This window comes from Flavobacterium psychrolimnae, from assembly GCF_003312425.1.
Taxonomy (GTDB): Bacteria; Bacteroidota; Bacteroidia; order Flavobacteriales; family Flavobacteriaceae; genus Flavobacterium; species Flavobacterium psychrolimnae.
Genome location: NZ_QNUX01000005.1, coordinates 75,318 through 92,216, shown reverse-complemented (window position 1 = coordinate 92,216; position 16,899 = coordinate 75,318). Strand labels below are relative to the sequence as shown.

Sequence of the window (16,899 nt, the reverse complement as noted above, 5' to 3'; positions counted from 1 at the left end):
TTTGATTAAGAAACCAATTCTGTTTGATTTCTAAAAACCAGTTTTCCATCAAAGGCATCGATTAGAACGATGCTGTCTGTTGTTATTTTGCCGGATAGAATTTCCTTAGATAATTCATTGAGAACATCTCTTTGAATTACTCTTTTCACCGGTCTGGCGCCAAATTGCGGATCATATCCTTTTTCAGATAAATAGGCAATAGCTTCCGGAGTTGCGTCCATCGTGATGCCTTGAAGCGCGAGCATTTTAGTCACGCTTTTTAGTTGTAAGCCTACAATTTGAGCAATATTTTCAGTTGTTAATGGCGTGAACATCACAATTTCGTCAATACGATTGATGAATTCCGGACGCACCGTTTGTTTCAATAATCCGAGAACTTCCACTTTTGCGGCTTCGGTGGCGGCTTCCACGCTTCCTTTTAGGTTCTCAAATTTATCCTGAATAATTTGACTTCCCATATTCGAGGTCATGATGATAATCGTGTTTTTAAAATCAGCCAGACGCCCTTTATTATCTGTCAGACGTCCTTCATCCAAGACTTGTAATAAGATGTTGAACGTGTCCGGATGTGCTTTTTCAATCTCATCCAATAAGATTACGGAATAGGGTTTTCTTCGAACGGCTTCGGTCAATTGTCCGCCTTCATCATAACCTACATATCCAGGAGGCGCACCAACCAAGCGGCTTACGCTGTGGCGTTCTTGGTATTCACTCATGTCAATACGGGTCATCGCATTTTCATCATCAAATAAATATTCGGCTAATGCTTTTGCCAATTCCGTTTTTCCAACTCCCGTTGTTCCGAGGAATAGGAAAGTTCCAACTGGTTTCTTCATATCCTGTAAACCGGCACGGCTTCTGCGTACGGCGTCACTCACTGCCTCAATCGCTTCTTCCTGTCCTACGACTCTATGATGCAGTTCGTCTTCCAGTTTTAATAGTTTTTCTCGTTCGCCCTGAAGCATTTTCATCACTGGAATTCCAGTCCATTTGGCCACAACTTCGGCAATATCTTCGCGGGTCACTTCTTCTTTTATCAACGAAGTTCCGGACTGATTTTCTTGTAATTCTTTGAGCAAAACATCCAAGCGTTCTTGTGCTTCTTTGATTTTACCGTAACGAATTTCGGCTACTTTTCCATAATCACCATCACGTTCGGCACGTTCTGCTTCGTATTTAAAGTCTTCAATTTCGGTTTTAACGGCTTGAATATTATCGACAACATCTTTCTCTGATTTCCATTTGGCGTAGATTTCGTTACGATCTTCTTTAAGATTAGCCAAATCCATTCCCAAAATTTTGAGTTTGCTTTCGTCTTTTTCACGTTTAATGGCTTCAATTTCAATTTCCAGTTGCATGATTTTTCGATCCAAAACATCTAATTCTTCTGGTTTTGAATTGATTTCCATACGCAGTTTAGAAGCGGCTTCATCCATCAAATCGATAGCTTTGTCCGGAAGAAAGCGGTTCGTAATATACCGTTGCGATAATTCGACAGCCGCAATAATAGCATCGTCTTTGATTTGGACTTTATGATGCGTTTCATATTTTTCTTTGATTCCACGCAAAATCGAAATCGCACTTTCGGTATCCGGTTCTTCGACCATTATTTTCTGGAAACGTCTTTCGAGTGCTTTGTCTTTTTCAAAATATTTTTGATATTCGTCCAAAGTGGTTGCTCCAATGGCGCGAAGTTCTCCACGAGCCAACGCTGGTTTCAAGATATTTGCTGCATCCATTGCGCCTTCGCCACCTCCGGCACCCACAAGCGTGTGAATTTCGTCAATAAATAAAACAATATCGCCTTCGGCAGAAGTAACTTCTTTCACCACAGATTTTAATCGTTCCTCAAATTCTCCTTTGTATTTGGCACCGGCAATTAATGCTCCCATATCAAGGGAATACACGATTTTATCTTTCAGGTTTTCAGGAACGTCTCCGTCTACAATTCGGTGCGCCAATCCTTCGGCAATAGCAGTTTTTCCTACTCCAGGTTCTCCCACGAGCATTGGGTTATTTTTAGTTCTTCGGGTTAAAATTTGCAACACTCTGCGAATTTCCTCGTCGCGACCAATAACAGGATCCAGTTTTCCAGACCTTGCTAGTTCGTTGAGATTTTTGGCATATTTATTTAATGAGTTATAGGTTTCTTCGGCAGATGCCGAAGTTACTCTTTCTCCTTTTCGTAATTCTTCTATGGCGGCTTTCAATCCTTTTCCGGTTACGCCCTGATCTTTTAATATTTGGGCTGCTTTGGTTTTAGAATCAAAAATTGCCAAAATTAAATGCTCTACAGAAACGAATTCGTCATTCATTTTTTTAGCGATAATTTCGGCTTCATTAAGCGTCGTGTTTGCAGTTCTGGAAAGCATTATTTCGCCACCGGAAACTTTTGGAAAACTCTGAATGGTACTGTCTAATATTTGAAGAAAAAGAGGAACATTCAGATTGAGTTTTTTCAAAATAAAAGGTGCCACATTTTCATCCACTTCAAAAATGGCCTTGAAAATATGTTCGTTTTCAATTTGTTGTTGCCCGTGGCTTTGCGCCAATTGTTGTGAAAGCTGTATGGCCTCCTGCGATTTGATAGTGAATTTATTTATGTTCATGATGTTATATTGTTTTGTGGTTATTTGACTAACTTTGCGAATCAATATTCAATTTATATTCCAATACAATAATACAGACAAATTGACAGAAATTTCATGATTTTTATCATGTTTTAAAGTCAAAATGTCTTAAAACAAGACAATTATGAGTTTTTTTAAAAATATGTTCAACAGTTCAGAAGAAAAAGATTCAAACGAAAACAAAATCAACTGGAATGAACTAACCGATTTAGGGCAACTAAATGAAATTATCGCTGCGTCGAATGAAAAACCGGTAGCCATTTTCAAACACAGTACACGATGCAGTGTCAGTAGGATGGCGCTGAAACAGTTTGAAAATGAGTTTAATAGCTCAGATAAAGTTACGCCTTATTTTTTAGATTTAATAGCGCATCGCGATATTTCTAATGAAATTGCAACTCGTTTTGGAGTGTTTCATCAATCACCACAATTGATTTTAATTAAAGAAGGAAAAGCTATTTACAATGTTTCGCATAGTGATATTGATGCGGAAGAATTGGGCAAAAAGGTTTAATATCCAAAAGATTTAAGTTTGAAATATAAAAAAAATCCATTCGTTGAAGCGAATGGATTTTTTTTGTAACAATTATTGTGGTTTTGAATTAATAAGAATCTTGCATTTTCTTTTTTATGGCATCCAAACAAAGATTGTTGATGCTTCCTTCATGCGTATGTTTAGTTTCTTTTGGAGATTGAAAAGTACCATTTTCTAATTGTTCTGCAACGGCTTTATAAGCATCTCTAAAAGGCATTCCAGCAACTACCATTTCGTTTAAGGTATCAACCGTAAATAAATAGTTGTATTTTGGATCCGCAAGAATATTGTCTTTTACCTTAATATCTTTAATTGCAAAAATCGCGATGTCCAAACAGGCTTTCAGGTTTTGAATTGCTGGAAACAATCCTTCTTTCAATAATTGTAAATCCCTGTGGTAACCACTTGGGAGGTTGTTGGTGATTAAAGTGATTTCATAAGGTAACGCTTGAATTTTGTTGCATTTCCCACGAATCAACTCAAAAACATCTGGGTTTTTCTTATGGGGCATAATGCTCGAACCTGTTGTAAGATGCGAAGGCAAAGTGATGAAATCAAAATTTTGACTCATATACAAACAAACATCCATCGAGAATTTCGCCAAAGTTGCAGCAACGCTACTCATAGCAAAAGCGACTGTTTTTTCGGATTTTCCACGGCTCATTTGAGCGGCAACCGAATTGAATTTTAATGTTTTAAAACCTAATTCCTGAGTCGTGAATGTTCTGTTGATAGGAAATGAACTTCCGTAACCTGCGGCTGAACCTAATGGGTTTTGGTCCACAATTTTCAAAGCGGCATTCAACATTGTAATATCATCAATCAAAGTTTCTGCGTAAGCGGAAAACCACATTCCAAAAGATGAAGGCATAGCAATTTGAAGGTGCGTGTATCCTGGCAATAAAACATTTTGGTGTTTTTCAGCTGATTCCATTAGCAAATCAAAAAGGCTTTTTACTTGCTCTTTTAGTTCTTTAACGACATCTTTCAAGTATAAATTAACATCTACCAAAACTTGGTCGTTACGGGAACGGGCGGTGTGAATTTTTTTTCCGGCGTCTCCCAATTTTACTGTAAGTAAATATTCGATTTTGGAATGTACATCTTCAAAGCTGTCTTCGATTTCGAAATTACCGTTTTCAACGTCTTTTATTATATCTTCCAAAGCCAAAACCAAAGAAACGGTTTCGGAGTCTGTTAAAAGACCGATTTGTCCCAGCATTTTTGCATGTGCAATAGAACCTAATGCATCATATTTCGCTAGAACTAAATCCAATTCTCTGTCGTTTCCAACGGTGAAATGTTCGATTTGCTTATCGGTTGGTATTCCTTTTTCCCAAAGTTTCATATATGGATTATTAGATTTTTAGACTGTTAGATTTTTAGCCCCGATAGAAGCGACATCCTTTTTCTGTTCTCGTTTTTTTTAACGAGAACAGCAAAAGATATAGCGCATAGCGGGATTAGCTCCAAATTATTTTATTGTTTGAAAAAATCAGTTAGTATTTTGATATACAATTGAATTCCTTCTTCTATTTCGTTTATAAATATAAATTCGTCAGCTGAGTGTGACCGCAGGGTTTCGCCAGGTCCTAATTTCAAGGATTGACAACTCAAAACCGATTGATCCGAAAGGGTAGGCGAGCCATACGTGGTTCTTCCCAAGGCAATTCCGGCTTGTACTAATCCGTGTGCAACTGGAATCGAAGATGCGTTTAAATGCATCGACCTCGGATTGATTTCGGCAGTCAAATGCTTTCTTACGGTATCTAAAATTTCTTGATTGTTATAGCAATCATTCACTCTGATATCGACAACCAAATGACATTCCGCAGGGACTACATTGTGTTGTTTTCCGGCTGTGACTTGCGTTACGGTCATTTTTACAGGACCTAAAACCTCCGATATTTTTTCGAATTGGTAGCTGTTAAACCATTCCATAACGGGTATCGCATTGTAAATAGGATTGTCCGGATTATTATGGGCGGCGTGACTGGCTGTACCTTTTACGATGACATCAAGTACCAATAAACCTTTTTCGGCTACGGCCAATTGCATTAATGTTGGTTCACCGACAATTGCACATTCTAGTTCAGGTAAATGTTTTAAAACGCTGTTTAATCCATTTTTTCCGCTGCTTTCTTCTTCGGCTGAAGCGACCATCACAATATTGTAAGGTAGATTTTCATTCGAATAAAAATTTACAAAAGTGGCTAAAAGCGAAACCAGACAACCTCCTGCATCATTGCTTCCCAATCCAAATAATTTACCATCTTTTACGATGGCTTCAAATGGATCATTGGTATAGCCTTGGTTTGGTTTTACTGTATCGTGGTGCGAATTCAGTAAAAGCGTTGGTTTGGACTTATCAAAATGTTTATTGAAAGCCCAAACATTATTATTCTCTCTTTCGAAAGGGATATTATTTTGTGTAAACCAATTTTCGATTAAAAGTGCTGTTTTGTCTTCTTCACTTGAAAAGGAAGGCGTTTCAATCAGTGCTTTTAATAGCGCAAAGGCTTCTTGTGTAAGAATTTCTATACTCTTCATAGTGTAATTGTAGTGTACAATGCGGTCTTGTCTTGCAACATGCGGTGATGACCAATTTTTATTTTTTGAACTCCTTTAGATAAACTATTGAAACAGTTGTCTAATTTAGGAATCATGCCCGAATGTATTGCTTTTTCGGCTTTTAATTTGGAATATAATTCTTGATTGATGTTCTCAATTACGGAAGAATCATCTTCGGCATCATATAAAACGCCTGGTTTTTCGAAGCAATAATTCAAAGTGACATCAAAAAATTCCGATAATGCAATCGCTAATTCACTGGCAATAGTATCCGCATTCGTATTTAATAATTGTCCTTTTCCATCGTGTGTGATAGCACAAAATACGGGAACGATATCAGTTGAAAGTAACGTTTCTAATAATTGCGTATTCACTTTTTTGACATCGCCCACAAAACCATAATTGATTGTTGGGTGGTTTCTTTTATCGGAATGAATTAAATTCCCATCAGCGCCGGAAAAACCCATTGCATTGGTATTGTTAGCTTGTAGTTGGGCAACAATATTTTTATTGATTTGGCCCGCATAAATCATCACAACTACATCAAGCATAGCGGCATCGGTGATGCGTCTTCCATCAATCATTTGAGGAGCTAAACCTATGCTTTCGGCCATTTTGGTTGCTGATTTTCCTCCACCGTGAACGAGTATTTTATTTCCTTCAATCTTAGAAAAATCAGATAAAAACTGTGATAATTCCGTTGGATTATCAATGATGTTTCCGCCAATTTTTATTATTGATAATGGTTTCTTATTTTCCATTTTTCAATATTTTTTGTAGCACTAATTGTGCAGCATAGGTTCTATTATTGGCTTGTTCAATAACAATTGAATTTTCGCTGTCAATCACTTCATCAGTAACAATTACATTACGTCTTACCGGCAAACAGTGCATGAATTTAGCATTGTTGGTCAGTTTCATTTTATCTGCAGTTACGGTCCAATTTGGGTCGGAATTCGTGATTTGACCATAATCGTTGTAATTGCTCCAGTTTTTGGCATAGATAAAATCGGCATTTTCGAAAGCTTTATCTTGGTCGTATTCAATCTTGGAATCTTTCGTGATTTCAGTATTCAATTCGTAGCCTTCGGGATGCGTAATAACAAAGTCTGCATCTTGTAACTGCATCATTTGCACGAAAGAATTGGCAACTGCTTGAGGTAACGCTTTAGGATGTGGTGCCCAAGTTAAAACTACTTTTGGTCTGTGTTTTGTTTTGTATTCTGCCATAGTAATGGCGTCGGCTAGCGACTGTAATGGATGACCTGTAGCGCTTTCCATATTGACAACAGGTACAGTGGCGTATTTCAAGAAACCCATAAGAACCTTTTCCGCATTGTCTTTTTCTTTGTCTACCAATCCGGCAAAAGCTCTGATAGCAACAATATCGCAATATTGAGAAACTACCGCGGCTGCTTCTTTAATATGTTCTGAAGCACCAGAGTTCATGATAGCTCCATCTTCAAATTCTAGCGTCCAACCTTCACTGGTAAAATTCATTACCATGACGTTCATCCCCAAATTTAGAGCTGCTTTTTGTGTACTTAAACGCGTTCTTAAACTGGAATTAAAAAACAACATTCCTAAGGTTTTGTTTTTACCCATTTTTTTGTTTTTTAGTGGTTTTTTCTTGATTTTTAAGGCTTGTTTTACCCATTTATCGAGCGAATCTATGTTTTGTATGGAGATGTAGTTCATCGTAATTATGAATTATGAATTATGAATTATGAATTGTCCAAAAATCTAACAATCTAAAAATCCAATATTCGAATTAAATTATTTTAGTAAAAGGTATTTCGTTTTTTAAAGCTTTCAAAATAAAGTTGTCTTCCAATCCGTTGACAATCCAGGTTTCGATAGTGGCGTTTTTAGCTATTGCAGAAGCCTCAATTTTAGATTGCATTCCGCCGGTTCCGTGCGAGGATTTAGAATCGCCAATCTCTTTTTCCAATACTTTCAAATCGATTACCAAAGAAATTGTTTCAGGAACGGCATCATTGATGGATGCTTTGGTGTAAATCCCGTTTGTATTGGTAGCGATGATCAGAATGTCAACATCTAATAAAACGGCCGTTAAAGCGGCTAGTTTATCGTTATCACCAAACCGAATCTCATCTGTAGCCACCGTATCATTTTCATTGATAATTGGGATGTAATTATTTTTGACCAACACATTGATAGTGTTCACAATATTTACTTTGGATTGTTCTTTTTCGAAATCAGAATAAGAAAGCAAACACTGTGAAATCAGCAATCCTAAATCGCTGAAGTTTTCATGATAAATCCGCATTAAATGGGGCTGACCAATAGAAGCTAATGCTTGTTTTACAAAAACATCTTTGTCTTGATTTTCCAATTTTACAAATTGTTTCGCTGCGGCAATAGCTCCCGAACTCACAATGATAAACTCGTAATCGTCTTGTAAAGCGGCTATTTGCATCCCAATATCTTCAATCTTTCCTCTCGAGATGTGATTAGTTTCTTTGGTTAACGTATTGCTTCCTAACTTTAATAAAATTCTTTTTTTAGCCATTTTTTTAACCGCAAAGTGCGCAAAGTTAATTTTTAAACTAAACGTTGATAAACGCTAAGTTCGCAAAGTGTTGTGTTAATATTCTGAATTCTTACTTTTTCAATCTGCAATCAAAAATCGTTAATCTTCAATCAAAAATCTTTTTATCGGATTTGTCCATTTCCGTAAATATACCACTTATTAGTAACTAAATGTTGCAAACCAATTGGTCCACGTTGGTGTAATTTATCTGTGCTTATCGCCAATTCGCCCCCTAAACCAAATTGTCCTCCATCGGTAAATCGGGTAGAGGCGTTTTGGTAAACGGCTGCCGTATCCACGTTTTCCATGAATTCCTGAGCAATTGCATCATTTTTTGTTATTATCGAAGCAGAATGTCCGCCACAATATTTATTTATTTTGTCAATTGCTTCTTGATTTGAATTGGTTGTTCCAATAACAATTTTATAATCTAAAAACTCTTCGTACCAAATTAAATCCGATTCAATCTGAGGAACGTTTGCTATTTTTGAAATGCTTTCATCTCCCAAAACCGTCACGTTTTTTTGTTGCAATTCGGCAATTGTTTTCTTTGCAAAAGCTTCCCAATTTTTAAGATTAGTATCAATTAAAACTTTATCTAAAGCATTACAAACTGATATATTTGATGTTTTTCCATTTATAATAATATCAAGTGCCTGATCTAAATTAGCTTCAGCGTTTACATAAACAAAATTATTTCCTCGACCACTTATAATCACCGGGCAGGTTGCGTGTTTTTTTACGAAAGCGATTAATTTCTCACCACCACGAGGAACGATTAAATCTACTTTTTGTGTTGGTTTTTCCAAAAAAGCCTGCGTTTCTTCTCGATTGTAATTCAAGTATTCCACCCATTCTGTAGCAATATTGTTTTCTTGTAAAGCCTGATGCCACAATTCCACAATTTTTAAGTTGGATAGTACCGATTCTTTTCCGCCTTTCAATAGAATTTTATTCCCGGATTTAAAAGCGATTCCACCAGCTTCAACAGTAACATCAGGTCTAGATTCATAAATAATCATTATTGTTCCAAATGCCGCTGTTTTATTGATGATTTTCATTCCGTTTTCATGGTCGAAATTAAAACGCTCCACACCAATAGGATCTTCTTGACTGGCTAATTGTTGCATGGATAAAATCATGCCGTCAATTTTGGCATCATCAACCAATAAACGTTTTTCCATGGCCAAGTCATCTCCAGAATAATTATTTAAATCCTGTTGATTAACCGTTTTAAGGTTAGCTCTTTCTTCTTCAAGAAGTTCGGCCATGCGACTTAAAACTGCGTTTCGCTTTTCTATTGGTAATAAGTGGTTCATTAGTTTTTGGTTTTACTGTTTTAGAAAAAAAGCTAAACATATAAGTCACAAGTTTAAGTGCTTATATGACTTATATGTTTAAAAAAATCATTTCAATTCTGACAATGTTTCTTTTAAAGTGATAATAAAGGTGTCAATCGCTTCCTTCTTGATTGTCAATGGAGGAAGAATTCTTAATAAGTTTTTATTATTAGCATTTCCTGTAAAAATATGTTTGTCGATAATCATTTTTTTACGAAGTGTACTTACGTCAAAATCAAATTCTACACCGAGCATTAATCCTCTTCCTTTTACTTGGATAACTTCCGGAACTTGTTTAATTGCTTCTAAAAAATAAGCGTAAACGTCATTTACGTTATCCATTAATTTTTGGCTTTCAATCACATCCAAAACTGCAATTCCAGCGGCACATGCCAAATGGTTTCCACCAAAAGTAGTTCCCAATAATCCATAACTCGCTGTGAATTTTGGAGAAATCAAGATTCCGCCAATAGGAAATCCATTACCCATTCCTTTTGCCAGACAAATAATATCTGCTTTGATGTTATGGTGTTGGTGTGCAAAAAACTTTCCGCTTCTTCCGTATCCTGACTGCACTTCGTCCAAAATCAAAACGGCATCATAAGCCTCACATAGTTTTTCTAATGCCTGAAAAAATTCAGTTGTTCCTTGGTCTAAACCACCAACTCCTTGAATTCCTTCAATTATAACAGAAGAAACATCTCCTTTTTTTAGTTCGTTTTCTACCAACTCGATGTTATTCAATGGTAAAAAAGTAACGATTTGTTGTGCATTGATTGGCGCAACAATTTTTTTGTTATCTGTTACTGCAACTGCCGCTGAAGTTCTTCCGTGAAAGGAATTATCAAAAGCAATTACACGCGATTTATTGTTGTGAAAAGAAGCCAGTTTCAAAGCATTTTCATTGGCTTCAGCTCCAGAACTGCACAAGAATAAAGTATAGTCTTCCAATCCGGAAAGTTTCCCTAATTTTTCTGCTAATTCTACTTGCAATGGATTCTGAATCGCATTGGAATAAAAACCAATATTATCCAATTGATTTTTTAGTTTGGCTACATAATCCGGTTGGGTGTGTCCAATGGAAATTACTCCATGACCACCATATAAATCTAAATATTCTACTCCTTTTTCATCTGTAATAGTACAATCCAGTGCTTTTACAGGAGTGATGTTGTATAATGGGTAAACGTCAAATAAGTTCATAATAAATATTTTTCCCCACCCCGGCCCTCCCCGAAGGGGAGGGTGACGAGATAGAATTTGATTATTTTATTTTTTGCATTTCGTCTCCCTTCCCTTCGGGGAGGGTTGGGGAGGGGATTAGAATCCGCTTGGTTTCAAATGCAATCCTGTGGTTTCATCCAATCCAAACATTAAATTCATGTTTTGTATGGCTTGACCTGAGGCTCCTTTTGTTAAATTATCAATTACTGAAGTAATCAATAGCCGGTTTCCTTTTTTCATTAAACTAATGATGCATTTATTCGTTTGAACCACTTGTTTCATGTTGATTCCGGTGGTCGTAACGGTTACGAAAGGTTGGTCTTTGTAAAAAGCTTCATATTTAGCTACTACATCTTCCAAGTTTTCTTCGATTGTTGTGTATAACGTTGCGAAAATCCCTCTCGAAAAATCCCCTCTGTTAGGTACAAAAATCAATTCGCTTGTATAATCCGTCTGCAATTGGTTTACACTTTGGTTTATTTCTCCCAAATGTTGGTGTTCAAAAGCTTTGTAATGCGACATATTGTTTGATCTCCAGCTAAAATGCGTAGTCTCCGAAGGTGAAACTCCAGCTCCTGTACTTCCTGTTGTGGCATTGATATGAACGTCAGTCGTAAGCATTTCGTTTTTGGCCAATGGTAATAAAGCCAATTGAATCGCAGTTGCAAAACAACCTGGATTAGCGATAAATTGAGCGTTTTTGATTACTGCTTTATTTAATTCTGGTAAACCGTAAACGAAAGATTTATTATCGAACTCTTTGTCTTTTGTCAATCTGAAATCATTTCCTAAATCGATAATTTTGGTATGGCTTGCAAATTGATTTTGTTCTAAAAACGATTTTGATTTCCCATGACCCAAACACAAGAAAACCACATTTACATTTGGATTTACAGTATCGGTAAAATTCATTTCGATATCACCCATTAAATCATGATGTGCAACATGAAGAGATTTCCCAGCGTTTGTTGTGCTGTAAACAAAATCAAGTGTAGCATTGGGATGAAACATCAATATTCTGATGAGTTCCCCCGCTGTGTAACCCGAACCTCCAATTATTCCAATATTAATCATGTGTCAGTTTGTTTACAGATGAAAAAATGTTTTGGGCATTCCCCAGAATTTTGATAAATCCTTTTGCATCGTCAGATGTCCAAGCGTTGTTCATTTCTCCATATTGTCCAAAAGTGGTATTCATTAAATCATTTTCAGATTCGATTCCGTCCAAAGTAAAGTGATATGGTTTTAACGAAACGATAACGGTTCCATTTACAGTCGTTTGAGTATCTTCCAGGAAAGCCTCGATGTTTCTCATTACAGGATCTAAAAATTGTCCTTCATGAAACAACATTCCGTACCAGTTTCCTAGTTGTTCTTTCCAGTATTGTTGCCATTTACCCAGCGTATGTTTTTCTAATAAATGGTGCGCTTTGATAATTATTAATGGCGCAGCTGCTTCAAAACCTACTCGTCCTTTAATTCCGATAATCGTATCGCCTACATGAGTATCTCTTCCAATTGCATACGCGCTGGCTAATTTTTCTAAGGCAACGATGTTCTTTGTTGGTGCGTCCAAAGTCCCATTGATGCCTACTAATTGTCCTTTTTCAAATTGTAGTGTGACTTTCTCTTCACCCGTTTTTTGCAATTGAGAAGGATACGCTTCACTTGGTAAAGTTTGATTTGATGTCAATGTTTCTTTACCGCCTACGCTTGTTCCCCACAATCCTTTATTAATGGAATATTGTGCTTTTTCCCAAGAATAATGAACTCCGTTTTTAGATAAATAATCAACTTCTTCCTGTCTTGATAATTTCAAATCACGAATAGGAGTTATGATTTCAATTTCGGGAGCGATGGTTTGGAAAATTAAATCAAAACGAATTTGGTCATTTCCTGCGCCAGTACTTCCGTGTGCAATTGCTTCTGCACCAACAGATTTTGCATATTTAATAGCTTCAATAGCTTGAAAAACACGCTCCGCACTAACGGATAATGGATAGGTATTGTTTTTTAATACATTTCCATAAATCAAATATTTAATGGCTTTGTCATAATATTTATCTACAATGGTAAGATTTGCATGTTGCGCACTTCCTAATTCGTAAGCTCTTTCTTCAATAGCGGCTAGTTCAGCTTCATCAAATCCTCCTGTATTTATAAGAACGGTGTGAACTTCATATCCTTTTTCGTTTTTTAAATATTTTAGGCAATATGAAGTGTCTAATCCTCCGCTGTATGCTAATACTACTTTTTTCATGATATTATTTTTTTAAGAACAAGGCTTGTTTTATTGATTTTAATCGGTTTAATATTTTGACATTAAATGGGTGTTTAGGCGGATCTTTAAGCTTTTCTTTTGGGTCATAAAGCATTCCGGTGCACAAACACATTTTGTTGTCTTTACTTTTTAGGATTTCATAATTGGTACACGTTTGACATCCTTTCCAAAAACTTGGATCGCTGGTCAATTCTGAAAAAGGAACCGGTTTGTAACCCAAATCAGAATTGATTTTCATTACCGCTAAACCAGTCGTGATTCCAAAAACCTTAGCGTCTGGATATTTTTCTAAAGAATAATCAAAAACAAATGATTTGATCTTTTTGGCTAAACCTAAATTTCTGTAATCAGGATGTACAATCAACCCAGAATGTGCCACAAATTTCCCGTGTTGCCAACTTTCGATATAGCAAAAACCTGCAAATTTTCCATTGTCTAATGCAATTACAGCATCTTTGCTTTCCATTTTTTTCTGGATGTACTCAGGAGTTCTCTTAGCAATTCCCGTACCTCTTAAAAGGGCGGATAATTCTATAGTATCGCATATTTCTTGCGAATACTTATAATGTTCTTCCTGAGTTGTTATAATAGAAATATTCATTTCAAAAGCTGAATTTTTGAGTTATAAAATGATTTGTAATTTTGTAATTGAAATACCTCTTTGCCAAATTTAGTTATAATATCAAACCAGTTGATTGTTGTGCAATAGATTGAACCACAATGCAATAGTGATGAATAGATAGTTTTTTTTGGATGTGAAAATCCAATAGGAAATAAGATTGATTTCAAAACGAAAAAATGAAAAATGAATAATAAAACGAAACAGCTTTTGGGTACTATATAGATAGTGTCCGTACTTCGGGAGAAGTAGAAGGTCTGTTTGTCCGTGACAAAGAAGTTATATGTAAACTTGTTTTATTCATTGGTGCAAAAGTACACATATTTTTAAAACACAACACTAATTTTTTGTTTTGTAACAAAATTTTAATGTATTGTGTGTTTTTATTACAAATAAAAAACTCCTTGATAGTTTGATTATCAAGGAGTTTTGTATAATATAATTAGATTTAAGGTATTAGTTTCTAAATTTATTTCGACTAATGATATCTTTAATTTTAGCTTTTAAGTCTTCTCCGGTATCGTAAACCATTTGTTCACTGTTAGGAAAAGCTACTGGTTTTCTGTCAAAATAAGAGTAATAATTATCGTCAGAAGCACGTCGATCTCCTTTGTAAGTGGCATAAATATTTTCGAAAATGAACTCGCTGGTCAAAGGAAAAGATTGTAATAATTGATTACTTCTAAGATTAATATAGTCAATTTTTGCCGTAATTTGGCACGACTTAAATTGTCTGAATTCATAAATCCTAGCTGTTACAGTTCTAAGATTGTCGACCATAACTACTTTTCCTTTTTCGTCCAGCACTTCTTTTCCGTTTGCATCAATTAGTTTTTTGACACCGTCTTTAATGATGCGTTCTTTTACAAATTCTCTTTCTTTAATTTGCTCTGGCGAAATATAAATTTGTCTAAAATTGATTACCATTCCATAATCATAGCTGATTCCTTTTTGTTTGTTACTGTGATAAATAGTCCATTTGTCATTTAACCCTAAGGTGCTGAAATCCAATAAGTCATTTTCAAGTCGAACCGGAATGATCATATTCGTTTCATTTTTAGTGTAAACCGAAACATAATCAGAACCTTTGAATTTAGCTTCATCCATCAAACGTAAAACATCTTTATAACCAAGATTTATTTGGTTTAAATAATCCAAATCATCATATGCCTTTCTTAAATTCATCTTGTCTGATGTAGCCATTAGTTTTTTTGCATTCGCATATAAATAAGCGGACAATGCATTTTTGCTGTCAATGATTTGATCGTTGTAATTATCAAATGGGAAAATTGCATTTCTTCCTTCTTTAATTAATTTCAAAGGAAGTAAAGGTTTGATTTTTTCCTGACGGGAATTCAATTGCAAATACGTATTGTACATTTTTTCCAATTGCGCAGGATTGGCGTCTTTTGCCAACAAATTTATCGCATTCAAATCGCGTTCTTTAACTTTGGCGAAAGCCTCTTCGAGCAAATAAATATAATCTTGCTTGCCTTTTTTATCTTTATTGGTTTGCAAATTGGATACGGTATTATCAATTGCCTGATCGTAATTTCCGGAACTTAATAAATTTTGAGTTTGCTTTACGCCACAGGAGGAAATTAGGACGAAAAAGGATAATAAAAGAGTAATTTTTTTCATAAGCTTTCGATTGAGATGTGATTTTTTTGATGGCAATGCTGTTTTTCCAATCAGATTTATTGATTCTAATTTTTAAAATCCAAAAATAATGCCATAAAAAAACCTAACAAAAATAGTACAATTGTTAGGTTTTATGAAGCTGTGTTTATTTTTTTATTTTCTGACGAAAGGCGGCAGTAACTTACTGGAAACTTCCCCAAAACCAATGCGAACATGTCCGTTTTGACAATGTCCTTTCATGATTACAGTATCATTATCGTTGATAAATTTACGTTCGGTTCCGTCTTTCAATTTTATTGGATTTTTTCCGCCCCAAGTTAATTCTAACATCGAACCAAAACTGTCTGGAGTTGGTCCGGAAATGGTTCCAGATCCCATCATATCACCGGAATTTACACGGCAACCATTAGAGGTGTGATGTGCTAATTGCTGGCTCATGGTCCAGTACATGTATTTGAAATTAGAATGAGAAATAACCGTTGGTTCGCCGTTTTCAGGCTGAATGGCTACTTCTAAATTTATGTCAAAAGAATGTTTTCCTTTTTGTTGCAAATAGGGAAGAGGCGTTGGTTCTTGTTTAGGACCTTTGGTTCTAAAAGGTTCCAAAGCATCCATAGTCACGATCCAAGGCGAAATTGACGAAACAAAATTCTTAGCTAAGAATGGTCCTAATGGCACGTATTCCCATTTTTGAATGTCGCGTGCGCTCCAGTCATTCAATAAAACCATTCCGAATATATAATCTTCGGCTTCTGTTACAAGAATGTTTTCACCCATTATGTTGACATCCGTGGTGATAAAAGCAGTTTCAAGTTCAAAATCAACAGAACGAGAAGAGCCAAAAACGGGAGTAGTTTCTCCATTTGGTAACGTTTGTCCCATTGGTCTGTGAACCGGAATTCCAGATGGAACAATGGTAGAACTTCTGCCGTGATAGCCCACAGGAATGTGAAGCCAGTTAGGTAATAATGCATTTTCAGGATCACGGAACATTTTTCCTACATTAGTTGCATGCTCTTTACTGGAATAGAAGTCGGTGTAATCACCAATAAGCACTGGCAATTGCATTTCGACATCTTCCATCTTGAAAATTATGATGTCTCTATCTTTGGCATTATCTTGTAATTTAGAATTTTTGACATCAAAAAGCTCTGCAATTCGGTTACGAACCAAACGCCATGTTTTTTGACCATCAGATATAAAATCATTCAAAGTGTCCTGCATGAACATATCATCCGTCAGTTCAATGCCTTCGAAATAATTTAATTGTTGTAAAGCTCCCAAATCGATGGCGAAATCTCCAATTCTGGTCCCTACGGTTACTATATTTTCTTTGGTAAGAAATACACCAAAAGGAATATTTTGAATCGGAAAATCACTGTTGACAGGTACTTCTAGCCATGATTTTCTATTGGTATCGTTCGCTGTTATTGGCATATTTTGTTAATTATTTTGTTAAAAAATTACTCATCAAATATATTATAATCTAACTATTAACCAAACG

General features: G+C 35.8%; 14 protein-coding genes. 1 reads left to right on the top strand and 13 read right to left on the bottom strand.

Features of this window, described 5'->3' with window-relative positions; translation table 11 throughout:
* Positions 1 to 5 precede the first annotated feature (5 nt).
* A complete protein-coding gene (gene clpB / locus DR980_RS06885; protein WP_113634624.1) occupies positions 6 to 2,609 on the bottom strand; it encodes an ATP-dependent chaperone ClpB in 2,604 nt (867 codons plus the stop codon).
* 145 nt (positions 2,610 to 2,754) lie between these two features.
* Between clpB and ytxJ the strand changes: the two genes are divergently transcribed.
* A complete protein-coding gene (ytxJ, locus tag DR980_RS06880) occupies positions 2,755 to 3,144 on the top strand; it encodes a bacillithiol system redox-active protein YtxJ (protein WP_113634493.1) in 390 nt (129 codons plus the stop codon).
* An 88-nt stretch (positions 3,145 to 3,232) separates the two neighbouring features.
* Here the strand turns inward: ytxJ and argH are convergent, their stop codons facing one another.
* The 12 genes from argH to fahA all read right to left on the bottom strand — a co-directional run bounded on the left by argH (position 3,233) and on the right by fahA (position 16,832).
* Complete coding sequence (gene argH, locus DR980_RS06875) at positions 3,233 to 4,513, bottom strand: argininosuccinate lyase (protein ID WP_113634492.1); 1,281 nt, start codon at positions 4,511 to 4,513, stop codon at positions 3,233 to 3,235.
* Between the two features lie 131 nt (positions 4,514 to 4,644).
* Positions 4,645 to 5,715 (bottom strand): M20 family metallo-hydrolase, encoded by a 1,071-nt coding sequence (locus DR980_RS06870; protein WP_113634491.1) that lies wholly within the window; start codon positions 5,713 to 5,715, stop codon positions 4,645 to 4,647.
* Positions 5,712 to 6,497, bottom strand: a complete 786-nt coding sequence (gene argB, locus DR980_RS06865; protein WP_113634490.1) for an acetylglutamate kinase — start codon at positions 6,495 to 6,497, stop codon at positions 5,712 to 5,714. The genes DR980_RS06870 and argB overlap by 4 nt, the downstream gene beginning before the upstream one ends.
* Complete coding sequence (locus DR980_RS06860) at positions 6,487 to 7,434, bottom strand: N-acetylornithine carbamoyltransferase (protein ID WP_113634489.1); 948 nt, start codon at positions 7,432 to 7,434, stop codon at positions 6,487 to 6,489. The genes argB and DR980_RS06860 overlap by 11 nt, the downstream gene beginning before the upstream one ends.
* A gap of 73 nt (positions 7,435 to 7,507) precedes the next feature.
* Complete coding sequence (gene proB, locus DR980_RS06855) at positions 7,508 to 8,269, bottom strand: glutamate 5-kinase (protein ID WP_113634488.1); 762 nt, start codon at positions 8,267 to 8,269, stop codon at positions 7,508 to 7,510.
* Positions 8,270 to 8,412: 143 nt separating this feature from the next.
* Positions 8,413 to 9,609 (bottom strand): glutamate-5-semialdehyde dehydrogenase, encoded by a 1,197-nt coding sequence (locus tag DR980_RS06850; RefSeq protein WP_113634487.1) that lies wholly within the window; start codon positions 9,607 to 9,609, stop codon positions 8,413 to 8,415.
* An 87-nt stretch (positions 9,610 to 9,696) separates the two neighbouring features.
* Complete coding sequence (locus DR980_RS06845; protein WP_113634486.1) at positions 9,697 to 10,833, bottom strand: aspartate aminotransferase family protein; 1,137 nt, start codon at positions 10,831 to 10,833, stop codon at positions 9,697 to 9,699.
* A gap of 117 nt (positions 10,834 to 10,950) precedes the next feature.
* Positions 10,951 to 11,928 (bottom strand): N-acetyl-gamma-glutamyl-phosphate reductase, encoded by a 978-nt coding sequence (gene argC / locus DR980_RS06840; RefSeq protein WP_113634485.1) that lies wholly within the window; start codon positions 11,926 to 11,928, stop codon positions 10,951 to 10,953.
* Entirely contained in the window at positions 11,921 to 13,114 is a 1,194-nt protein-coding gene (locus DR980_RS06835; RefSeq protein WP_091170702.1) for an argininosuccinate synthase, read from the bottom strand. Before DR980_RS06835 ends, argC begins: the two co-directional genes overlap by 8 nt.
* Before the next feature lie 4 nt (positions 13,115 to 13,118).
* Positions 13,119 to 13,736, bottom strand: coding sequence for a GNAT family N-acetyltransferase (locus DR980_RS06830; RefSeq protein ID WP_113634484.1), 618 nt, complete (start codon positions 13,734 to 13,736; stop codon positions 13,119 to 13,121).
* Between the two features lie 474 nt (positions 13,737 to 14,210).
* Complete coding sequence (locus DR980_RS06825) at positions 14,211 to 15,395, bottom strand: hypothetical protein (protein WP_113634483.1); 1,185 nt, start codon at positions 15,393 to 15,395, stop codon at positions 14,211 to 14,213.
* A gap of 153 nt (positions 15,396 to 15,548) precedes the next feature.
* A complete protein-coding gene (gene fahA / locus DR980_RS06820) occupies positions 15,549 to 16,832 on the bottom strand; it encodes a fumarylacetoacetase (protein ID WP_113634482.1) in 1,284 nt (427 codons plus the stop codon).
* Positions 16,833 to 16,899: the final 67 nt, after the last annotated feature.